The 23018-nt window shown below is 70.3% G+C and carries 16 protein-coding genes; 14 read left to right on the top strand and 2 right to left on the bottom strand.

All coding sequences use genetic code 11. The features are described from left to right. The first annotated feature begins 2 nt into the window (after positions 1-2). The 7 genes from AC1PLR_RS16970 to AC1PLR_RS16940 all read left to right on the top strand — a co-directional run bounded on the left by AC1PLR_RS16970 (position 3) and on the right by AC1PLR_RS16940 (position 9988). The gene (locus AC1PLR_RS16970) at positions 3-641 is read left to right on the top strand and encodes an HAD family hydrolase (RefSeq protein ID WP_481101735.1); all 639 of its coding nucleotides are present in this window, start codon (positions 3-5) and stop codon (positions 639-641) included. Between the two features lie 344 nt (positions 642-985). Beyond that, entirely contained in the window at positions 986-3001 is a 2016-nt protein-coding gene (locus tag AC1PLR_RS16965) for a methanol/ethanol family PQQ-dependent dehydrogenase (RefSeq protein WP_481101734.1), read from the top strand. Positions 3002-3039: 38 nt separating this feature from the next. Beyond that, positions 3040-4746, top strand: a complete 1707-nt coding sequence (locus AC1PLR_RS16960) for a quinoprotein dehydrogenase-associated putative ABC transporter substrate-binding protein (protein WP_481101733.1) — start codon at positions 3040-3042, stop codon at positions 4744-4746. A gap of 77 nt (positions 4747-4823) precedes the next feature. Then, positions 4824-5396 (top strand): c-type cytochrome, encoded by a 573-nt coding sequence (locus tag AC1PLR_RS16955; protein ID WP_481101732.1) that lies wholly within the window; start codon positions 4824-4826, stop codon positions 5394-5396. After that, positions 5393-6412, top strand: coding sequence for a beta-propeller fold lactonase family protein (locus tag AC1PLR_RS16950; RefSeq protein ID WP_481101731.1), 1020 nt, complete (start codon positions 5393-5395; stop codon positions 6410-6412). Before AC1PLR_RS16955 ends, AC1PLR_RS16950 begins: the two co-directional genes overlap by 4 nt. Positions 6413-6465: 53 nt before the next feature. Beyond that, a complete protein-coding gene (locus tag AC1PLR_RS16945) occupies positions 6466-7575 on the top strand; it encodes an S-(hydroxymethyl)glutathione dehydrogenase/class III alcohol dehydrogenase (RefSeq protein WP_209247057.1) in 1110 nt (369 codons plus the stop codon). 16 nt (positions 7576-7591) lie between these two features. Further along, complete coding sequence (locus AC1PLR_RS16940; protein ID WP_481101730.1) at positions 7592-9988, top strand: TonB-dependent receptor; 2397 nt, start codon at positions 7592-7594, stop codon at positions 9986-9988. 302 nt (positions 9989-10290) lie between these two features. Here the strand turns inward: AC1PLR_RS16940 and AC1PLR_RS16935 are convergent, their stop codons facing one another. Together AC1PLR_RS16935 and AC1PLR_RS16930 are read right to left on the bottom strand one after the other, a co-directional pair. Beyond that, positions 10291-12273 (bottom strand): sigma-54-dependent Fis family transcriptional regulator, encoded by a 1983-nt coding sequence (locus AC1PLR_RS16935; protein ID WP_481101729.1) that lies wholly within the window; start codon positions 12271-12273, stop codon positions 10291-10293. Positions 12274-12527: 254 nt separating this feature from the next. Then, positions 12528-13460: a carbohydrate kinase family protein gene (locus tag AC1PLR_RS16930; RefSeq protein WP_010343691.1), complete on the bottom strand. Its 933-nt coding sequence runs from the start codon at positions 13458-13460 to the stop codon at positions 12528-12530. A gap of 260 nt (positions 13461-13720) precedes the next feature. On the opposite strand from AC1PLR_RS16930, the gene AC1PLR_RS16925 reads away from it, so the two are divergent. The 7 genes from AC1PLR_RS16925 (at position 13721) to AC1PLR_RS16895 (ending at position 22792) form a co-directional block, all read left to right on the top strand. Next, a complete protein-coding gene (locus AC1PLR_RS16925) occupies positions 13721-14767 on the top strand; it encodes a rod shape-determining protein (protein WP_010343692.1) in 1047 nt (348 codons plus the stop codon). 170 nt (positions 14768-14937) lie between these two features. Next, positions 14938-16044 carry a rod shape-determining protein MreC gene (gene mreC, locus AC1PLR_RS16920; RefSeq protein WP_481101728.1) on the top strand — a complete coding sequence of 369 codons (1107 nt, stop codon included), beginning with the start codon at positions 14938-14940 and terminating at the stop codon, positions 16042-16044. Continuing rightward, a complete protein-coding gene (mreD, locus tag AC1PLR_RS16915) occupies positions 16041-16526 on the top strand; it encodes a rod shape-determining protein MreD (protein ID WP_010343694.1) in 486 nt (161 codons plus the stop codon). The genes mreC and mreD overlap by 4 nt, the downstream gene beginning before the upstream one ends. A 1-nt stretch (position 16527) precedes the next feature. After that, positions 16528-18588 (top strand): penicillin-binding protein 2, encoded by a 2061-nt coding sequence (gene mrdA, locus AC1PLR_RS16910; RefSeq protein ID WP_481101727.1) that lies wholly within the window; start codon positions 16528-16530, stop codon positions 18586-18588. Beyond that, positions 18585-19691, top strand: a complete 1107-nt coding sequence (rodA, locus tag AC1PLR_RS16905) for a rod shape-determining protein RodA (protein WP_010343696.1) — start codon at positions 18585-18587, stop codon at positions 19689-19691. The genes mrdA and rodA overlap by 4 nt, the downstream gene beginning before the upstream one ends. A 333-nt stretch (positions 19692-20024) precedes the next feature. Beyond that, on the top strand, positions 20025-21365 hold the full coding sequence (locus AC1PLR_RS16900) for a virulence factor family protein (RefSeq protein ID WP_481098914.1): 1341 nt from the start codon (positions 20025-20027) through the stop codon (positions 21363-21365). An 8-nt stretch (positions 21366-21373) separates the two neighbouring features. Continuing rightward, positions 21374-22792, top strand: a complete 1419-nt coding sequence (locus AC1PLR_RS16895) for a glycoside hydrolase family 28 protein (RefSeq protein WP_481101726.1) — start codon at positions 21374-21376, stop codon at positions 22790-22792. Positions 22793-23018 lie beyond the last annotated feature (226 nt).

Raw genomic sequence — 23018 nt, 5'->3', positions numbered from 1 at the left:
CCATGCATGCCGCCACGCCGCCGCCAGCCGAAGCCCTGCGCCAGGTCCGTCACTGGGTGTTCGACATGGACGGCACGCTGACCCGCGCCGTGCACGATTTCGCGCTGATCCGCCGCGAACTGCAGATTCCGCCGCAGGCCGACATCCTGCAGCACCTGGCGGCGTTGCCGGACGCGCAGCGCGCCAGCAAGCACGCCTGGCTGCTGGAGCACGAGCGGCTGCTGGCCCAGGAGGCCACCGCGGCCAACGGCGCGCCGGCGCTGCTGCGCACCCTGCGTGCGGCCGATTGTCGGCTGGCGGTGCTGACCCGCAACGCGCGCGAGCTGGCGCAACTGACCCTGGAGGAGATCGAGGTCGACGATCTGTTCGAGGAGGTGACCATCCTCGGTCGCGACGAGGCGCCGCCCAAGCCGCATCCCGGCGGCCTGCTGCAATTGGCCGAGCACTGGGGCGTGGCCCCGCAGGCGCTGGCGATGGTCGGCGATCACGCCTACGACCTGCAGTGCGGGCGCCACGCCGGTGCGACGACCGTGCTGTTGCATCCGGACAACCCCTGGCCGGCGCTGGCCGATCTGCACTTCGCCGATTGCGCCGCGCTGCTGGCGTGGTGGCAGGACGGCGCCGGGCCGCAGCCGCACTGACCGTGCGCCGCGGCGGCTGACGGCTGCCGCGGTCTCACTTCCCCTGCCGTGCCTCCACGCACGGGCCTGGATGGCGCAGGGTGTGCCACCGAGGCGTGTGCTCACACTGCGCTACGGGCGATGCAACGGCGTGGCACAAAGTGTCACGTTCTCGAGACGTTTGCGGACGCCTGGATGGACACCTTCAGGGCGGCGCATGGCGTCGTGATCCGCACGTCAAGGGATGTTGCATCGCAGCGCTGCGATGGCATGGACGTTGCTCGCATACACCCACGCTTCAGGTTCCGTGGCACACGCCGACCCAGGTGCAGCTGTCGCGGCTCTTCAACGAGGGGAGTAGAACGATGCACAGTCATTCACGTCGTACCCAGGCTTGTACGTTGCTCGCGCTGGCCACTGCGCTGGCATTGGCGGGTTGCAAGAAGCAGGAAGAGGCCCCGGCACCAGCCGCACCGGCCGCCGCCGCACAACAACCGCCGGCCGCTGCGCCGGCCGCGGTTGCCGACACCGACAGCGAGTTCGCCACCAATGCCGCCAACCCCGACAACTGGGGTGGCATCGGTCGCGACTTCGGCCTGAACCGGCACAGCCCGCTGGCCGAGATCAATCGCGACAACGTCAAGAACCTGAAGATGTCGTGGGAGATGAAGACCGACGCCACCCGCGGCCACGAAGGCCAGCCGCTGGTGATCGGCAGCACCATGTACATGGTCAGCGCCTATCCGAACAACGTGTTCGCGATCGACCTGTCGCAGGAAGACAACGGCAAGGTGCTGTGGAAGTACACCCCGCAGCAGGACGAGCGCGCGGTGGCGGTGGCCTGCTGCGACACGGTCAACCGCGGCGCGTCCTACGCCGACGGCAAACTGGTGTTCGGCAGCCTCAGCGGCGACGTGATCGCCCTCGATGCCAAGACCGGCAAGGAAGTGTGGAAGCAGAAGCTCGCCTATCCCGAGAAGGGCGAGACCATCACCATGGCTCCGATCATCGCCGACGGCAAGGTCGTGGCCGGCATCAGCGGCAACGAGTTCGGCGTGCGCGGGCGTGTCGCCGCGTACGCGTTGGCCGACGGCAAGCAGGCCTGGTCCTGCGAGGCCACCGGCACCGACAAGGAGATCTGCCTCGGCCCGGACTTCAACAAGGCCAATCCGCAGCACGGCCAGCTCGGCGACCTCGGCCAGAAGACCTATCCCGACGAAGGCTGGAAGCGCGGCGGCGGTGCGGCGTGGGGCTGGTACAGCTACGACCCGAAACTCAAGCTGCTCTACTACGGCACCGGCAATCCCGGCCTGTGGAGCCCGTCGTACCGCTGCGGCAAGACCACGCAGAAGGAATGCGACACCGGCGAGTACGACAACAAGTGGTCGATGACCCTGTTCGCGCGCAAGATCGACACCGGCGAGGCGGTGTGGGGCTACCAGAAGACCCCGTTCGACCAGTGGGACTACGACGGCATCAACGAGCCGATCCTGGTCGACCTGACCATCGACGGCAAGCAGGTGCCCTCGGTGGTGCAGTTCGACCGCAACGGCTTTGCCTACGTGCTCGACCGCCGCGACGGCACCCTGCTGCGCGCCAACAAGTTCGTGCCGGCCAACTGGGCCGAGCGCATCGACATGAAGACCGGGCGTCCGGTCAAGGTCGCGGCGCACTCGCCGCTGGAGCGCGGCCGCAAGGTCGAGGCGTTCCCGTCGGCGATGGGCGGCAAGGACCAGCAGCCGTGCTCGGTGGATCCGGCCAACTCGGCGGTGTTCTTCTGCGGCACCAACAACTGGCACATGGAACTCGACCCGCAGGAGCGCGGCAACACCATGATGGGCCTGCCGTACGTGTTCGCCAACGTGCTGATGAAGCCGAACGAGCCCGGCGCGCTGGGCATCGTCAAGGCGTTCGATGTGGTCGAAGGCAAGTCCAAGTGGGAGATCAAGGAGAAGTTCCCGGTGTGGAGCGGCACCCTGGTCACCGACGGCGGGCTGGTGTTCTACGGCACGCTGGACGGCTGGTTCCGCGCGGTGGACAAGGACACCGGCAAGAAGCTGTGGGAGACCAAGCTGCCCTCGGGCATCATCGGCAACCCGATCGCCTACAAGGCCAACGGCCACCAGTACGTGGCGGTGTTCTCGGGCATCGGCGGCTGGATCGGCCTGCCGGTCGCCGCCGGCCTGGATCCGGGCGATCCGTACGGCGCATTGGGTGCCGCAGGCCTGGCCTTCAGCAATGGCTTCGACAAGATTCCGTTGGGCGGCATGGTGCACACCTTCCGCATCGACGGCGCCGGCAAGACCGTCACGCCTACCACGACCGCCACCGCGGCCGCGGGCGGCGGCAGCGCGGCAGTTGCCGCCAAGACGGTGCGATGAGCCGGCGGCGCCGCGTCCAGGGTGCGAGCGGGGGCCGCATGGCGCCCGTCTCGCGGCGCCTGCCTGCGGGCGCGCGCGCCGTGTTGCTGTTGTGCAGCCTCGGACTCGTCGCCGCAGGCTGCACGCGCGAGCCGTCGTCCGCGACGGCTCGCGCTCCTGCTGCCCCGCCCGCCGCTGCGGCGCCGGCCTCCGCCGCGCCCGCCACGACGCTGCCGGCCGATGCGCCGGTGCTGCGGGTCTGCGCCGATCCCGGCAACATGCCGTTGTCCGATCGCGCAGGCGAGGGCTTCCAGAACAAGATCGCCCAGGTGGTGGCCGCGGAGATGGGCCGGCGCCTGGAGTACGAGTGGCGCAGCTACTACCAACGCGGCCTGGCGCGCAGCACGATCAACGCCGGGCGCTGCGACGTGCTGATGGACATGAACAGCGATTTCGAAATGGGCCTGCCCACGCGCCCGCTGTATCGCTCCACCTATGTGCTGGTCACGCGCAAGGGCCTGGATTTGCGCCCGGCGTCGCTGGACGATCCGGCGCTGAAAAAACTCAAGGTCGGCGTGTTCCAGAGTTCGCCGGCGCGGCAGGCGCTGTTCGATCATGGCGTGCAGGGCGAGGTGCAATACCTGTTCTACGACTCGGCCAGCGCGCCGCAGGAACATCCCGGCAAGCTCGCCGAGCAGGTCGCCGCGGGCAAGCTCGATGCCGCCGAATCCTGGGGCCCGGTGGCCGGCTACTACGCCGCGCGCGGCGGCCTCGGCGTGGTGCCGCTGAACGTCATCGACAACGAGGTGCTGGAGTATTCGATGGCGTGGGCGGTGTCGCGCAAGAACGCGGACCTGCGCGATGCGCTGAACGCGGCGATGCAGCGCAGTGCCGGCAAGATCGATGCGATCCTGCGCGAGTATCACGTGCCGCTGGTGGCCTGCGCCGATTGCATCGTTGCCGGCGACCTGCGCTCGCACGGTCCCTACGCGCCACCCGCCGACCAGGACGACACGCCGAGCGCGCAGGCCTCCTCGGACATGCTGGCGCAACTGCAGCTGCGCATCTCCGGTGGCGCCGATCCCAATGAGGAACTGGCACACGCGCTGGACGCCGGCGATGGGGTGCGCGTGGCCTGGCTGCTGCGCCATGGCGCCAGCGCCGACACGCCCAACCAGCTCGGCGAGCCGCCGTTGCAGCAGGCGATCCGCAACCAGGCGCCGCTGCTGGTCGGCGAACTGCTGGCTGCCGGCGCCAAGGTCGAAAACCGCGACAGCAATGGCTGGACGCCATTGATGAAGGCGGCCTGGTCCAACGATGGCAAGAGTGTCGCGCAGTTGCTGGCGCATCGTGCCAAGGTCGAGGCGGTGTCCGCCGACGGCTGGACGCCGCTGGACCTGGCCATCTCCTACGCCGATGCCGACGTGGTGCAGGCGCTGCTCGACGCCGGCGCCAGCGTGCGCCACGCCAATCCGGCCGGCTTCACCCCGGTGATGTTCGCGGTGGCGCGCAACGAGCCGAAGATCCTCGACCTGCTGCTCAAGCGCGGCGCCGAGCCCGACCGCGCGAACCGCGCCGGCGTCACTCCCTTGATGCTTGCTGCCGCCGCCGGTCGCGAGGACAGCGCCCGGCGTCTGCTCGCCGCCGGCGCCAGCGCCGATGCGCGCGACGCCGACGGCAAGACGCCCGCGGCGCTGGCCCAGCAACGCGGCAATGCCGAACTCGCCCACCTGTTGACGGAGGCCCAGCACCGACGCACGCAATGACCGCTTCCTGTCGTCCCGCACATGCCGCCCGCGCGGCCTGCTCTTCCCATCGTGCACTCCGCAAAGGTGTTGTCCCCATGCGTCCTGCTTCCGTCCGCCGTCGCGCCGTCTCCGTGCTGCTGTCCATGTCCCTGTTCGCCGCGTTCCTGTTGCTGGCCGCCTGCGGCAAGCAGGAGACGCCGCCTGCGCCCGCGGCCGCGCCGGCCCCAGCCGCGCCTGCCGCAGCGCCTGCGCCTGCACCGGCCGCGCCTGCCGCGCCCGCTGCCGCGGCGCCTGCACCTGCACCCGCTGCGGCGGTCACGCCGATTCCGAAGGGGCCGCCGGTCAAGGTCACCCCGGAGCTGGTCGCCGAAGGCAAGGCGATCTTCAACTCCGCCGGCTGCACCGCTTGCCACGGCGGCACCGGTGGCGGCGGCATGTGCCCACCGCTGACCAACGACATCTGGGTCTACGGCAGCGACGACGACACCTTGCGCGCGCTGATCACCGAAGGCACCGCCGGCATGGCCGCGCACGGCAAGACCCGCATCGGCCACGAGAAGGTGGTCGGGCAGATGCCGCCGTTCGGACCGGTGCTCAAGCCAGGCGATACCGAGAAGCTGCTGGCCTTCATCCATTCCATCAACAAGACCGCGGGCGCCCCGCAATGAGGAATGCGTTGCGACTGGCCGCTGTCGTCGCGCTGTCGCTGTGCGCCGCGGCCTGCCAGCGTGCCCCTGCGCCAGCCGCAGGGGCCGACGCCGCGAAGGCTGCGCCGGCACCGACGGCCACTGCCGCGGCGCTGGCCTACGTACCGAACCAGCGCAGCGGCACCATCTCGGTGATCGACACCGGCAGCGACCGCGTGGTGCGGACGCTGTCGGCGCAGGGGCAGCTGGGCAAGCGCCTGCAGCAGGTGGTGCCGGGTCCGCCCGGGCATCTGTACGTCATCGACGCGCAGGGCCATCGCCTGCTGGACCTGGATACCGTGCAGGACCGCGTGCTGCGCAGCGTCGACATCGGCGAGAACGCCGAAGGCGTGGCCGCGTCGCCGGATGGCCGCCAGCTGGCGGTGTGCGTGGAAGGGCAGAACCAGGTGATGCTGATCGACCCGGCCGGCTTCACCATCGGCGCGCACATCGCCACCCGCGGGCAGGCGCCGGAACACTGCGTGTACACCCCGGACGGCGCGCTGCTGCTGACCAGCAACGAGGGCTCCAACGACCTGGACGTGATCGACCTGAAGGCCGGCACGTCCATCGGCGTGATCGCCACCAGCGGGCATCCGCGCGGCATGGCGTTCGCGCCGAACGGCAAGACGGCGTACGTGGCGCAGGAAGCGGCCAACGTGGTCGACGTGATCGATCTGGCGGCGCGCAAGCGCGTGGCCAGCATCCCGGCCGGGCAACGCACCGCCGGCATCGCCATCGCCCGCGACGGCAGCCGCGTGTATGCCTCCAACGGTGCAGGCACGGTCAGCGTGATCGACCCGGCCGCGCGCCGGGTGCTGGCGGAGATCCCGGTCGGGCAACGGCCGTGGAATCCGGCGCTGAGTCCTGACGGCAAGAAGCTGTACGTGGCCAATGGCCGTTCCAACAGCGTCAGTGTCATCGACACGGCGGCAATGAAGGAGATCAAGCAGATCGCGGTGGGCGAGATGCCATGGGGTGTGGTCGTGGCGCAGTGAGGTGAGGCGAGCGGCGCTCTCGGGCGCCGCGACGGGAGGCGGGGAGAGCCGGAATGAAGACGCGAGCCGCGGTCGCCTGGGCGGCGAACCAGCCGCTGGCCATCGAGGAAGTGGATCTGCAGCCGCCCAAGGCCGGCGAGGTGCTGGTGCGCATGGTCGCCAGCGGCATCTGCCATGGCGACGACATCGCCTTGTCCGGCATCGATGCCGAGGCGGCGTTTCCGGTTATTCTGGGCCAGGAAGGCGCCGGCGTGGTCGAGGAAGTCGGTGTCGGCGTCACCAGCGTGCGCCCGGGCGATCACGTGATCCCGCTGTACATGCCCGAATGCGGCGTGTGCAAGTACTGCCGTTCCAACCGCACCAACCTGTGCCAGGCGATCCGCAGCAGCCAGGACCGCGGGCTGATGCCCGACGGCAGCAGCCGCTTCTCTCTGCACGGGCGCCCGCTGCTGCACTACATGGGCACCAGCACCTTCGCCGAATACACCGTGTTGCCGGAGATCGCGGTGGCCAGAATCCATCCGGCCGCGCCGCTGGACAAGGCCTGCCTGCTCGGCTGCACGGTCACCACCGGCATCGGCGCGGTGCTCAATACCGCGCGGGTGCGTCCGGGCGAGAGCGTGGCCGTGTTCGGGCTGGGCGGCATCGGCCTGTCGGTGGTGCAGGGCGCAGTGATGGCGCGCGCCGAACGCATCATCGTGGTCGACATCAACCGCGACAAGTTCCCGCTGGCGCGCGCGCTGGGCGCCACCGATTGCCTGGACCCGAAGGATTTCGGTGCGCCGGTGCAGCAGGTCATCGTCGATCTCACCGACGGCGGCGCCGACCACAGCTTCGCCTGCGTCGGCGACGTGCGCGCGATGCGCGCGGCGCTGGAGTGCTGCCACAAGGGCTGGGGCGAAAGCATCATCCTCGGCGTGGCACCGAGCGCGCAGGAGATCAGCACGCGGCCGCTGCAACTGGTCACCGGCCGCGCCTGGCGCGGCAGCGCCTTCGGCGGGGTCAAGGGCCGCAGCGAACTGCCGGCCTATGCCGAGCGCTACCTGGCCGGGGAGATCCGCATCGACGAACTGATCAGCGAAACCCTGCCGCTGGACCACATCAATCGCGGTTTCGAAGCAATGCGCGCCGGCCGCGGCATCAAATCGATCGTTCTCTACTGAGCCTCAAGGAACCCGCATGCCCCATACCCCAGGATCCAGCACCCCGTCGGCGAGTCTGCTCGCCCTGGCCGTCGCCACTGCCATCGGCGTGCTCGCCGCACCGGCGCGCGCGCAGACCACGGTCAACGCCGACGATGCGCAGATCACCGCGCTGGACCGGGTCGAGGTCACCGCCACGCCCATTCCCGGCACGCTGATCGATGCCGACCTGCTGCCGTACACGGTGCAGACCGCCAATGCCGACGACATCGCGCGCAGCCAGGCCGGCAACCTCACCGACTTCCTGCTGCGCGAGATGAACGGCGTGGACACCAACGAGGTGCAGGGCAGTCCGTTCCAGACCGATCTGACCTTCCGCGGCTTCCGCGCCTCGGCGCTGCCCGGCGCCTCGCAGGGCGTGTCCGTGTACCTGGACGGCGTGCGCATGAACGAGCCGTTCGCCGACATCGTCAGCTGGGACATGATGCCGGAGGCGGCGATCCGCAGCGTCGCGCTGATGCCGGGCTCCAACCCGCTGTTCGGTCCCAACACGCTGGGCGGCGCGCTGGCCTTCACCACCCAGTCCGGCCTGACCGCGCCGGGCCTGCGCGCCGACCTGTCGGTGGGCAGCGGCGCGCGCAAGCGCCTGGATGCGTCCTACGGCTACGCCGGGCGCGACGGCCTGCATGCCTTCGTCGCGGTCACCGGCTTCGACGAGAACGGCTGGCGCGACGCCTCCGCCGGCCGCCTGGGCACCGTGTTCGGCAAGTTCGGGCGCCAGGGCGACAGCACCGACTGGGACGTGTCGCTGCTGCACGGGCGCAGCCGCCTGGTCGGCAATGGCCTGCTGCCGAGCTACCGCTACACCGACGAGGACATCGAGCCGGGGCTGTACGAAGCCGACCGCGCCGCGGTCTACACCTCGCCGGACCTGACCCGCAACCGCAACACCCTGCTGACCGGGCAGTTCGACCATCGCTTCGACGAGCGCACCGCGCTGCATCTGCTGGCCTACTACCGGCAGGGGCGCCGCGACACCGTCAACGGCGACATCAACGACGACTACGAGGAATTCGTCGACGACTGCGCCGACGGCTACGCCGCCGACGGCACGCCGCTGGATGCCGGCTGCACGGTCTCGCGCGCCGATGCCGACGCCCTGCACAGCGGCGTGCTCAACACCACGCAGATGCGCCAGCACGCCGAGGGCGTGGCGCTGAACCTCAGCCGCCAGGCCGGCGCGCACGCGCTGAGCATCGGCGCCACCTACGACCGCAGCCGGGTGCGCTATCGGCAGTACGAGCAGGAGGCGTTCGTGCAGGACGATCGCTCGGTGGTCGCCGATCCGGACGAGGACCGGGAGTTCTTCTCCGGCGTCGACGGCCGCAGCAGTACCCTGGGCCTGTTCGCCGCCGATACCTGGGAGCTGAGCGAGGGCACGCATGTCAGCGCTGCGCTGCGCTGGAACCGCGTCGCCGTTGCCAACACCCTGTCCACCGCCGACGACGGCGTGCTGCCGCGCGAGCGCTTCGTGTTCGCCAAGGCCAATCCGTCGCTGGGCATCACCCAGCGCCTGGGCGGCGGCTTCACCGCGTTCGCCTCGGCCTCGCAGAACAGCCGCGCGCCGACCGCGATCGAACTCGGCTGCGCCGACCCGGAGCAACCGTGCCGGCTGCCGACCGGGCTGCAGGCCGATCCGCGCCTGGAGCAGATCGTCTCGCGCACCTACGAGCTCGGCCTGCGCTGGAATCCGTCGCCGGCGCAGACGCTGAACGCGTCGCTGTATCGCGCCGACAACCGCGACGACATCCTGTTCCTGCGCGCACCCAATTCCCAGCAGGGCTACTTCGACAACGTCGACCGCACCCGCTACCAGGGCGCCGATCTCAGCTACCGCGGCAGCCACGGCGCGCTGCGCTGGTTCGCCGGCTACAGCTATCTGGACGCCACCTACCGCAGCGCCGGCGAACTGCTCTCGGGCGAACGCACCGTGACGCTGCGCCCGGGCACGCGCATCGCCGGCTTGTCGCGCAACACGCTGAAGCTGGGCGTGGAATGGCAGGCGCTGGCGCAGCTGGCACTGGGCGCGGATCTGCGTGCGGTGTCGCGGCGCGTGGCCAGCGGCAACGAGGACGGCCTGGTCGAGGATCCGGAGGAAGGCGAGGCGCCAGCGCGCCACGACCTGTCCACCGGCGGCTACGCCTTGCTTGACCTGCACGGCACCTGGGAACTCGCCGAGGGCCTATCGTTGTACCTGCGGGTCAACAACGTGTTCGACCGCCGCTACGAGACGTATGCGGCCATCGCCGAAGATCTGTTTCCGGGCGGAGCCCTGGCGCGCCCGCAGGACGCCGCGGTCGAGGACGGCCCCTCGCGCTTCGTCGCACCTGGCGCACCGCGGCAGTACCAGATCGGCCTGCGCTGGCGGTTCTAGCGGCGGTCGTGCAGTGCTGATCGGCTTCGCACGATCCGTCTGGTGCATGCGGCCGGAAGCCGACTCCGGCGACTGTCGCGGCTGAAGCCGCTCCTGCGGAGGTAGCGTGCCGCCACCGGCGCAGCGATTCCTGTAGGAGCGGCTTCAGCCGCGACGTCGAAGCCGGGCATCCTCCAGCCGCCTTAGCGGTTGGAGTGCGAATACCCGGCAGCACCCACGCATCTACCGAACGGCAAGTCGCGATCGGCCAGGCTTCATTCGCGACACGCAGCAACCCCATCGAATCGCGATGTCACCTCGACTCACACCGTCGCCAACCCATGCTTGCGCAGCTTGCGATACAAGGTATTGCGGCTGATGCCCAGCGCATCGGCGGTGCGGCTGACGTTCCAGCGGTGGCGCTCGAGCTGCTGCTGCAGCACGCTGCGCTCGGCGCTGTCCAGGGCGACGCGGCCGGGCACGCCGTCGCCGGCATGCGCATCGTCGCCGAGCAGGCACGGGCCGCTGTCGGCGTCGACGATCTCCTGCGGCAGGTTGGGGATGCGGATGACGCCGTCGGCGCACAGCACCGCGGCGGTGCGCAGCACGTTGCGCAGCTGCCGCAGGTTGCCGGGCCAGGCATAGCTGAGCAGCTTGTGCAGGGCGTCCTCGCTGATGCGCACCGGTTGTTCGCCGCTCTCCTCGCGCAGCAGTGTGCGGATCAGTTCGGCCTTGTCGCTGCGCTCGCGCAGCGGCGGCAGGTGCAGCACCACGCCGTTGAGGCGGTAGTACAGGTCCTCGCGGAAGCCGCCGCTGCCGACCATCTGCGCCAGGTCGCGGTGGCTGGCGCTGATCACGTGCAGTTCCAGCGGCACCGCGCGGTCGCTGCCCAGCGGGGTCACGCTCTGTTCCTCCAGCACGCGCAGCAGGCGCGTCTGCAGCGGCAGCGGCATGTCGCCGATCTCGTCCAGGAACAGGGTGCCGCCGCTGGCCTGCAGCAGCTTGCCGTGACGCCCCTCGCGGGCGGCATCGGTGAAGGCGCCACGCGCATAGCCGAACAGCTCGCTCTCGATCAGCGCTTCCGGGATCGCCGCGCAGTTCACCGCCACGAACGGCCGGTCGGCCCAGGGCGAGCTGCGGTGCACCGCCTTGGCGAATTCTTCCTTGCCGGTGCCGGTGGCGCCGCACAGCAGGATCGACACGCGGTGCTTGGCCAGCTTCAGCGCGTTGTCCAGGTTGTGCAGCATACGGGGATCGGAGCCGACATGGTCGTTGGCGCGCGTGGCCTGGTCATCCGCGCCGCCGGCGCGGGCACGGCTGGCGGGGGGACGTGCGCGTGGCGGCTGCGCCAGGGCGAAGAAGCGGCGGCCGTGGCAGGCGCAGCGGATCGACCACAATGTGCTGGCGTCGTTGCGCGCGCGCTGCTCCAGCGTGTCGAAATCCAGCTGCATCACCTGGGCGATGTCGCGCCCGACCAGCGGGGAGCGGTCGGGCTTGCCGAGCTGTTCCAGCGTCGCCTCGTTGACCGCGAGCACGCGGCCGTCGCCGCCCACCGCGATCAGCGCTTCGTGCAGCAGCCCGGCGAATTCCGGGCGGCTGTGGAAGCGCAGGATCCAGGCATGTCGGTACTGTTCCAGGAAGTACGCGCGGGCGATCTGCGCCGCCGACATGCGCACCAGCGCGCCGGTATGGCATTGCACCAGCTTGGTGTCGCGCGCGTCGGGCGTGGAAGCGTCCAGCACCGCCAGCAGGCGGCCTTGCGGATCCAGGATCGGCGCGCCGCTGCATGACAACGGCAGGTGCCGCTCCAGGTAGTGTTCGCCGCGGTGCACGCTCAGCGCGCTGCCCTCCACCGCGCAGGTGCCGATGCCGTTGGTGCCCTGATAGCGCTCGGCCCAGCTGGCGCCGCAGAACAGCCCGGTCTCGCGGAACGCGCGTAACAGCGCCGGATCCTGCACGCTGTGCAGCACCGTGGCCTCGGTGTCGGCGAACACCACCGCGTAGCTGCCGCCGGCGATCTGTTCGTAGAGATTTTCCATCTCCACCTTGGCGATGCGCAGCAGCGCCTCCAGTCGTTGCTGGCGCTCGCGCAGCTCGCCGTCGTCGTGGACCATCGGCGAGGGATGGGTGTCCGGGTCCAGGCCGTACTCGTCGAGGCAGCGCCGCCACGAGCGTGCCAGCACCGGCGGCAGGGACTCGATCTGGCGGAAATGGCGCATGCGCGCCAGCGGCGCACAGTCGGCCTCGGCGGCGGATGCTGCGACGGCCTTGGCTTGCGCGAGGCTGGCGACAGTCGACTCGGACATGGGCGCGCTCTCGTCCCCCCCAGGGGCCCTTGCGCAAGTGACGCACAAACCGGACCGGCGCTCAACCCGCAGTGCAGCAAAGGCGGGGATTGGGGAGTCGGGATTGGAGATTGGCAAAAGCGGCTTGGCTGGGGTGGCTTCTTTTTTCCGCTCAGGCCAAACGAAAAAACCGCGCGATCGCGCGGTTCTTCGTGGACTCAGGGCACCAGGGCCAGCTTTTACGAATCCCCAATCCCGACTCCCAAATCCCAGCTCTACAAGGCGTACCCGAACTGCTGCTTGAACTGGTCGTTGAATTCGTCGAAGTCGAAGCGCTGGTTCTGGGTGCCCGGGTGCTCGACCTTCAGCGCGCCCATCAGGTTGCCCATGCGCCCGATGGTCAGCCAGTCGCAGCCGCGCTGGATGCCGAAGATCAGGCCGGCGCGGAAGGCGTCGCCGCAGCCGGTGGGGTCGACCACCCGGCGCTCGTGCGCCGGCGGGATGTCGTAGGTCTTCTCGGGAGTGTGCACCAGCGCGCCCTTCGGGCCCTGGGTGGTGATGTAGGCCTGCACGCGCGAGACGATGTCCTTCTCGTCCCAGCCGGTGCGCTCCTGCAGCAGGTTGGACTCGTAGTCGTTGACCACCACGTAGTCGGCCTGCTCGATGAACTGGCGCAGTTCCGGGCCGTTGAACAGCGGCATGGCTTGGCCGGGGTCGAAGATGAACGGCACGCCGCCGGCGCTGAACTCCTCGGCGTTCTGGATCATGCCCTCGCGCCCGTCCGGGCCGACCAGGCCCAGGGTCACGCCCGGCACGTCCTTCACGTGGTTCTCGTAGCTGCGCATCATCGCCCCGGGATGGAAGGCGGTGATCTGGTTGTTGTCGTGGTCGGTGGTGATGAACGCCTGCGGGGTGAACAGCTCCTCGATCACCTTGACCCGCGACAGGTCGATGCCCAGCGCCTGGAAATGCTCGCGGTACGGGCCGAAGTCCTGGCCCACCGTGCCCATCGGGATCGGGTGGCCGCCCAGCAGGTGCAGGTTGTAGGCGATGTTGCCGGCGCAGCCGCCGAACTCGCGGCGCATCCGCGGCACCAGGAACGACACGTTCAGGATGTGCACCTTGTCCGGCAGGATGTGGTTCTTGAACTGGTCCGGGAACACCATGATGGTGTCGTAAGCGAGAGAACCACAGATCAGTGCAGACATCGGGCAGGCCTTGGCGGAGGAATGAGCCCGCATTCAGGCGGGCGAGGGGCGGGGTCGCCGCGGCGCAAAGGGTAACGGCTGCGGCCCGGCAGGGCCAGAACCACGATCCGTCGCGGTCCCGCCGATACCACGCAACGCGTGGTTTTAGCGAGAATTTTCCTTGCCCGCACCCAGGCGGGTTGCTAGGCTAGCGGACTTCGTTTTCTGCCCATTTTTTCGCCATTCTGGCGACGGCGCGCGCCCCAGGACCCAATCCCCCGATGTTCAAGAAACTCCGCGGCATGTTCTCCAACGACCTGTCCATCGATCTGGGCACGGCCAACACCCTCATCTACGTGCGTGGCCAGGGCATCGTGCTGAACGAACCGTCGGTGGTGGCAGTGCGCCAGGACCGGGCGATCGGCGGCACCCGCTCGGTGGCCGCGGTCGGCGCCGAGGCCAAGCAGATGCTCGGCCGTACGCCGGGCCACATCACCACCATCCGCCCGATGAAGGACGGCGTCATCGCCGACTTCACCTACACCGAGGCGATGCTGAAGCACTTCATCAAGAAGGTGCACAAGTCGCGCTTCCTGCGTCCCAGCCCGCGCGTGCTGGTGTGCGTGCCGGCCGGCTCCACCCAGGTCGAGCGCCGCGCGATCAAGGAATCGGCCGAGGAGGCCGGCGCCCGCGACGTGTACCTGATCGAGGAACCGATGGCCGCGGCGATCGGCGCCGGCATGCCGGTCACCGAGGCGCGCGGCTCGATGGTCATCGACATCGGCGGCGGCACCACCGAAGTGGCGGTCATTTCGCTGAACGGCATCGTCTATTCGCAGTCGGTGCGCATCGGCGGCGACCGCTTCGACGAGTCGATCACCAACTACGTGCGCCGCAACCACGGCATGCTGATCGGCGAGGCCACCGCCGAGCGGATCAAGCTGGAAATCGGCTGCGCTTACCCGCAGGCGGTGGTGCAGGAGATGGAGATCTCCGGCCGCAACCTCGCCGAGGGCGTGCCGAAGATGATCAAGATCAACTCCAACGAAGTGCTGGAGGCGCTGCACGAGCCGCTGTCGGGCATCGTCTCGGCGGTCAAGCTGGCGCTGGAGCAGACCCCGCCGGAACTGTGCGCCGACGTCGCCGAGCGCGGCATCGTGCTGACCGGCGGCGGCGCGCTGCTGCGCGACCTGGACCGGCTGATCTCCGAGGAAACCGGCCTGCACGTGCAGGTCGCCGACGATCCGCTGACCTGCGTGGCCCGCGGCGGCGGCCGTGCGCTGGAGCTGGTGGACATGCACGGCAACGAGTTCTTCGCGCCGGAGTGATGGTGAGGCTGGGAATCGGGAATGGCGAATGGGGAATCCAATGCCCCATCCGCACCGATGCCCCAGTGCCCGCGTTCACCGCCGTATCCGCGCCCCGGCCCGATCGAGCCGGGAGCGCGCCGTTGTTGTTCGATTCCCCATTCCCGATTCCCCATTCCCGGCTTTAGCCCGTGCCTCCTTACGCCGGTCCTCCCGTCACCGCCCGCCCCGGCGAATCCGCCAGCACGCCGCGCCTGCTGGTCTACCTGGCGCTGGCGCTGGTGCTGATCGTGCTCGACGCGCAGGCCGACTGGCTGGCCCGCCTGCGCAGCCAGGCCACGGTGCTGGTGCAGCCGATCTGGGCGCTGGCCGGCCTGCCCGGGCGGCTGGGCACCCAGGTGCAGGAGAACGCGGCCAGCCACGCGCAACTGGTCAAGGAAAACCGCGCGCTGCGCAACGAGCTGCTGATCGCCAAGGCGCGCCTGACCCGGCTGCAGACCGCGGCGCTGGACAACGCGCAGCTGCGCGAACTGCTGGGCGTGGCAGAACGCCGCGGCCTGGACGTGCAACTCGCGCCGATCCTGGACATCGACCTGGACCCGACCCGGCAGCGGCTGGTGCTCGACGCCGGCAGCCGCGACGGCGTGCACGTCGGCCAGGCGGTGATCGACGCCGGCGGCCTGATGGGCCAGGTGATCGCGGTGACCCCGCTGCACTCCACCGTGCTGCTGCTGACCGACCCCGACCACGCGGTGCCGGTGACGGTGGCGCGCAACGGCGTGCGCCTGATCGTCTACGGCCGCGGCGGCAGCCTGGAACTGCGCGACATCCCGCTCAGCGCCGGCGTCGAAGTGGGCGACGAGATCGTCACCTCCGGCCTGGGCGGCCGCTTCCCGGCCGGCTTCCCGGTCGGCACCATCTCCGCCCTGCGCCCGGACGACACCCACGCCTTCCTGGTCGGCGAACTGAAGCCGGCAGCGAAGCTGGACCGGGGGCGGGATGTGTTGTTGCTGAAGAGCCGGGAGTGGGGAATCGGGAATCGGGAATTGGCGAAGCCGGCGTCCGCGGCAGCGGAAGGGGCCTCGCACGTGGCTGGAGCAGCACAAAGCGGTGGCGGCAAGCCAGCGCAGGGCGTGACTCAAGCCCCCGCAACCACAGCCGCCGCCCCGACATCGCCAAACGCGCACCCGTCCGGCAACGCGACCACGCCGCCGCCGACCAAGCCGGCACGCGCGACCTCCGATTCCCGACTCCCCATTCCCGATTCCCGCCCGGCTCCAAAGGAGACGGGCCAATGAGCCGCCTGCGCAGCAAAGGCTGGGTGCTTCCGGTCAGCGTGATCGTGGCGCTGTTGCTGGGGCTGATGCCGTTGCCGCTGGTGGTGCAGCCGCTGCGGCCGTACTGGCTGGCGCTGGTGGTGGCGTACTGGGTGATCGAGACCCCGGACAAGGTCGGGCTGGGCTTCGCCTTCGCGGTCGGCGTGCTCGCCGATCTGCTGTACGGCGGGGTGCTGGGCGAGCAGGCGCTGCGCCTGGTGATCCTGAGCTTCATCCTGCAGCGCTTCCGCGCGCGCATCCGCTTCTTCCCGATGTCGCAGCAGGCGCTGGCGATCGGCGGTTTGTTGGTCAACGACCGCATCGTCGCCGCGGCGGTGCACCTGGCCGTCGGCGAGCCGACGCTGCCGTGGAACTACTGGTGGGCGCCGCTGCTGGGCATGGCGCTGTGGCCGCCGCTGTTCGTGCTGCTGGACGCGCTGCGGCTGGGCCGGCGGAGCAAGTAGCATGGCCCTGCATCCGCGCCGCGCGCAGAAGAATCCGCACGCCGAGGCCGAGCAGTTCCGGCGCCGCGCGGCGCTGGGCTTCCTCGGCGTGCTGGTGGCATTGCTGGGCCTGGGCGGCTGGTACTTCAAGCTGCAGGTGCTGGACCACGATGTCTACGCCACCCGCTCCGACGCCAACCGTATCAAGCCGCGGCCGGTGGTGCCCGGGCGCGGCATGATCTACGACCGTAACGGCCGCCTGCTGGCCGAGAACGTGCCCGCGTTCCGGCTCGACGTGACCCCGGACAAGGTCGCCGACATGGACGCGCTGCTGGCCGAGCTGGGCAAGGTCATCGCGCTGTCGCCGGAAGACATCGAGCGTTTCCAGGCCGCGCGCAAGGCCAGCCGCAGCTTCCGTCCGATCACCCTGAAGCTGCGTGTCAGCGAGGAGGAGCGGGCGCGCTTCGCGGTGGACCGCTGGCGCTTCCCGGGCGTGGAGCTGGAGCCCTACCTGACCCGGCACTACCCCTACGGCGACCTGTTCGCGCACATCATCGGCTACGTCGGCCGCATCGACGAGAAGGACCTGGAGGCGCTGGGCGAGGGCAACGCCGCGCTGACCCACATCGGCAAGTCCGGGCTGGAGCGCTATTACGAAGAGGAACTGCGTGGCAAGGTCGGCTACGAGCAGGTCGAGACCAACGTGCAGGGCCGCGCGATCCGCACCGTCGGCCGGGTGCCGGCGCAATCCGGCGCCGACCTGCGCCTGTCCATCGACGCCGATCTGCAGCGCGCCATGGTCGCCGCCTTCGGGGACTACCAGGGCTCGGCGATCGCCATCGATCCGCGCACCGGCGAGATCCTGGCCATGGTCAGCCTGCCATCCTACGACCCCAACCTGTTCGTCAACGGCATCTCCCACGCCGATTTCCAGGCGCTCAACAGCGACCCGTCGCGGCCGCAGTTCAACCGCCTGGTGCTGGGCGGCGTGGCGCCCGGCTCCACCATCAAGCCGTTCATGGGCCTGGCCGGCCTGGACAGTGGCACCCGCCGCCCGGAGGACAAGATCCTCTCCACCGGCATGTTCTACCTGCCCGGGGTCAGCCGCGGCTGGGGCGACTCGCACCGCGGCGGCCACGGCTGGACCGACCTGCGCAAGTCGATCGCGCAGTCGGTGAACACCTACTACTACAAGCTGGCCATCGACATGGGCATCACCAAGGTCGACCAGTACATGACCCGCTACGGCTTCGGCGTGCCCACCGGCATCGACCTGGTCGGCGAGACCGGCGGCATCGTGCCGTCGCCGGCCTACAAGGCCAAGAGCCGCAAGGAAGCCTGGTACCCCGGCGACACGGTCAACATCGCCATCGGCCAGGGCGACTGGAAGGTGACGCCGCTGCAACTGGTGCGCGGGGTTGCCGGCATCGCCGACGGGCAATTGCGCACGCCGCACCTGGTGATGGCCACGCGCCAGGCCTTCGACCAGCCGTGGGCGCCGGTGCAGCCGGAGCCGAGCAAGCCGATCAGCGACAACCCCAGCAACCTGCAGGCGGTGCGCGAGGGCATGATGGACACCATGCGCCCGGGCGGCAGCGGCTATGCCATCACCGTCGGTGCGCCGTACCAGATGGCCGGCAAGACCGGCACCGCGCAGGTGGTCAGCCGCAAGGGGCTGGCCGCGGTCGATCCGCGCAGCCTGCCGATGCACCTGCGTCACCGCTCGCTGTTCGAGGGCTTCGCGCCCGCCGAGCGGCCGACCATCGCCCTGGCGATCGCGGTGGAAGGCGGCGGCTACGGCGCCAGTACCGCCGCGCCGATCGCGCGCAAGATCTTCGATGCCTGGCTGCTCGGCCGGCTGCCGCCCGGCGTCGAGCCGCTGGACAGCCTGCGCGGCGCCACCGCCTTCGGCAGCCACCTGTACTACGCCGAGGATCCGGGCTCGCGCGCCGCCGCCGATGCGGTCGCCCTGGCCGCCGGCGAACGCCCGGTGCTGATCGGCCAGGCCGAGGTGGATGCGGCGGTGGTGCCGCTGCAGTCCGCGGCGCCGGCGATCCCCGACGAGATTCCGGACGAGCGATGAAGGATTTCCTGCGCTGGCTGGTCGACATCGGCGGCCGCTTCACCCGCACCCTGGACTGGCCGCTGTGCCTGGCGCTGGGCGCGCTGATGGCGATGGGGCTGGCGGTGCTCAAGAGCGCCGGCGGCATGCACCTCGTCATGGCGCAGGGCGCGCGCTTCGCCATCGGCGCGGCGGCGATGTGGAGCCTGTCGCGGGTGTCGGCGCTGCGCCTGCGCGCCTGGACCCCGCTGATCTATGCGCTGTCGATGCTGCCGCTGCTGGCGGTGTTCGTGCTGGGCACCGGCAAGTACGGGCGGCAGTGGCTGGACCTGAAGGTGTTCTACCTGCAGCCGGCCGAACTGCTGAAGATCAGCATGCCGATGATGGTGGCCTGGTACCTGCATCGCATGCCGCTGCCGCCGCGCATCCCCACGGTGCTGGTCAGCGCGGTCATCATCGGCATTCCCACCGCCTTGATCATGCTGCAGCCGGACTTCGGCACCGGCGTGCTGATCGCCGCCAGCGGCGGCTTCGTGCTGCTGCTGGCCGGCCTGCCGTGGTGGTGGGTGGGCATCGCCGTCGGCGGCGTCGCCGCGGCCGCGCCGGTGGCGTGGCTGTGGCTGCTGCGGCCCTACCAGAAGGACCGCATCATGATGTTCCTCAACCCGGAGAACGACGCGCTCGGCGCCGGCTGGAACATCATCCAGTCCAAGATCGCGATCGGCTCCGGCGGCCTGCACGGCAAGGGCTGGGGCCTGGGCTCGCAGTCGCACCTGAACTTCATTCCCGAGCAGACCACCGACTTCGCCTTCTCAGTGCTCAGCGAGGAGTTCGGCTGGATCGGCGTGGCCACCGTGCTGACCCTGTACCTGATCGTGATCGGGCGTTGCCTGTGGATCGCCTCGCAGGCGCGCGACACCTTCTCGCGGCTGCTGGCCGGCGCCACCGGCCTGGCGTTCTTCGTCTACGTGCTGGTCAACGGCGGCATGATCTCCGGGCTGCTGCCGGTGGTCGGCGTGCCGATGCCGCTGATGAGCTACGGCGGCACCTCGGCGGTGTCGCTGCTGGCCGGACTGGGCCTGGTGATGGCGGTGAAGGCGCACCGTCCGGTGCACGGTTACTGAGCGAGCCGCACGGCCGCTGCCGCGCGCTGGCTTAACCGCTCCCTTGCAGGCAGATGACTGCAGGATGGCAGCGCGTGTCACGCGTGCCACAATTCGCGTCGATGCCACGTGACGCGCGCCGCTCCCCCCGGCCCGCACGCGCGCAGGAACGTTCCGGGTAGGCAGGTGCGACCCCGCGCATCCATCCCAGCCCACCGTCGTCGAGGAGCCACGCGCAGCACGTCCGCCGACCCGGGCTCAGGCCTGCGCGTCCGCGTGCGTTCGCCGCAACGCCGTTTCCTCGCGTCCCGTGGTTGTCCCGATGTCCGGCACTGCCGGGCTGGATGCGTCTTGATGAAATTCCTGCGTGTATTGCTGTTGACGAGCGTGGTGTTGGGCCTGAGCGGCTACGCACTGCTGCGCTATTACTTTCCGCCGGGTGCGCTGCATGCCCGCGGCTACGGTCGTGCGACCCTGGTGCATCCGCAGGGCACGCCGCAGGGCCTGGTGATCCTGCTCGCCAGCGGCAGCCCGGCGCAGCGGCAGGCCGCCGCGCAGCGCATCGCCGCCAGCGGCGCGCTGGTCGCGGTGGTCGACGGCCAGCGTTATCTCAAGCACCTGCGTCGTGGCGGCCACGGCTGCGACAAGGCTTGGCACGACGCCGAGCAGTTGAGCCGGCGGCTGCAGCGGCAGTTGCATGGCGACAGCTACTACCTGCCGGTGCTGGCCGGCACCGGTACCGCCGCGACCCTCGCCGAGCGCATCGTCGGGGCGGCGCCGACCGCGACCCTGGGCGGCGCCATCGGCGTGGCGCCGGCACCCACCGAGGTCTGCGCCGGCACCGCCGCCGCTACTCCGGCGCAGGGCTTCGTCGACACCGTGGCGGCGCCGGCCGATGGCGGCGTGGATGCCGCGCTGGCGGCGCGCGTCGCCGTGCACCTGCACGCGCGCGGCCGCGGCGGTGCGCTGGACGACCTGCCGCTGACCGAACTGCCGTCGAACATCCCGGGCGCGCCGCTGGCCATCGTGCTGTCCGGCGACGGCGGCTGGCGCGACATCGACAAGGGCATGGCCGAGGCCCTGCAGCGCCGCGGCATCGCAGTGGTCGGCTGGGACAGTCTGCGCTACTTCTGGCGGGCCAAGCCGCCGGCGCGGGCCAGCGCCGACCTGAGCCGGGTCATCGCCTATTACCAGCAGCGCTGGCGTCCGCAGAAGATCCTGCTGGTCGGCTATTCCTTCGGCGCCACCACGCTGCCGTTCATGGTCAACCGGCTGCCGCCGGCGCAGCGCGAGCAGGTCGGCCTGGTGGCCCTGCTGGGCCTGGAGCACAAGGCCGATTTCCAGATCCGCGTGCGCGGCTGGTTCAATCTCGGCGACGCCGACGATGCCTTGCCGGTACAGCCGGAAGTGGCGCGCATCGCCCCGGCGCAGTTGCTGTGCGTGTACGGCGACAAGGAAACCGATACGCTCTGCCCGCAATTGCGTGCGCGCGGCGCGGAGGTGGTGGTGTTGCACGGCGGTCACCATTTCGACCAACACCCGGCGGGGCTGGCGACGATCGTCGACGACCGCTGGCAGCAACTGTCCGCCGACGCGCGCCTGCCCGTGGCCGAATTGCGCGCGCCGCGTCCTGCCGCGGCCACGGCATCGCCCGCCGCCGCGCTGCCGCCGTCGCACGCCGCGCTGCGGCAATGAGCCTGCGCATGCGCGTTGCGCTGGTCTGCGGCGGCCTGCTCGCGGCCGTGGCGTTCGCCAGCGCCGCTGCGACCGGCGATGCCCGCCGTGTCGTCGAACCGCAGCTGCCGCCGGTGTGTACGACCCTGGATGCGACCCTGCAGGCGCAGCAACGCCGCTTCGCCGACGCGCAGGAGCGCCGCCCGCCGGACACCGCACGCATCCAGGCCGCGCTCGACCGCTGCGCCGACGGCGCGCACGGCGCGGTGCTGCTGCGCGCCGGCAGCGGTACCGCCTTCCTCAGCGGGCCGTTGACGATCCGCAACAACACCACGCTGGTCATCGACAGCGGCGTGACCCTGTTCGCCTCGCGCCAGCCGGCCGACTACCAGGTCTCTGGCCGCAGCGCCTGCGGCCAGGCCGCGGATCGCAGTGGCAGCTGCCGCGCGCTGATCACCCTGCACGGGCGCGCCCTGGGGGTGATGGGCGTGCGCGACGCCGCCGGCCACCAGGGCAGCATCGACGGCCGCGGCGACCTGCCGATGCTCGGCGGCAGCGACAGCTGGTGGCAGTTCGCGCGCAGCGCCAAGGCCGCCGGCCTGACCCAGAACGCGCCCGACCTGATCCGTGCGCAGGACGTCGCCGATCTGCAGCTCTACCACCTCAACCTGATCGATGCGCCGTACTTCCACTTCTTCGTGCACGGCGGCGACGGCGTCACCGTGTGGGGCGTGCGGGTCAGGGCACCGGCCAACAGCCCCAACACCGATGGCCTGGATCTGGACAGCGTGCGCAATGCGACCCTGGCCGACAACGACGTGATGGCCGGCGACGACGGCATCGCGATCAAGACCAGCGCCGCGCGTTCGGCCGACATCACCGTGCGCGATTCGCGTTTCTACGGCACCCACGGCATCTCCATCGGCAGCGAGGTGATGTACGGCGTCGACAACGTGCGGGTGGACGGCAACCGCCTGGTCGGCCACGACGCCGACGGCATCGTCGCCACCGACAACAACGGCTTGCGCATCAAGACCGGCCCGACCAAGGGCGGCCCGGTGCGCGATGTGCTCTACCGCAACACCTGCCTGTTCGGCGTGGCCAGGCCGCTGGTGATCACGCCGCGCTACGGCCACGACCACGGCGGAAGTCGCAGCGGCAGCGTGCCGACCTTCGTCGGAATCGTGGTCGACGGACTGCGCGCGCAGGACACGCCTGCCGGCAAGGGCAGCACCGTGCAGGGCGACAGCGCCGCGACACCGCTGGACCTGGTGCTCGCGCACGTGGAGGCCGACGTCGTTGCCCTGCATGCCGGCAACGCGCGCATCGGCGTGGACCAGTCCAACCTGCAGTTGAGCCAGGACAGTAGCGCCGCCTCCACCTATGCGACCACGCTGGCCGGTTCGGTCCCCGCCTGCGCCAGCGCGCCGGTGTTCCCGGCGCTTTAGCCCGCGCACAACGCCGGTGGCCACTCGGCGCGCGCCCGCGTGGCGCGAAGCCGTCGGTGCCTGCCTCCTGCCGTTGCGACGGTGTGCGCCGGCACGCACTGCAATCGCCTTGTCATATCGCAGGCGTCCCGCCACCTTGCTGCGGTGACCGCGCGCGCGTTCGTTTTGCCCGTGACCCTGCAGCGCGCTTGATCCGGATCAATGCCCGCGCGTCGGCCGACGCGCA

It is taken from the genome of Xanthomonas sp. NCPPB 3570, assembly GCF_056725115.1.
Note: the sequence above shows the minus strand (reverse complement) of the source record. Positions and strands in the feature narration are given on the sequence as shown.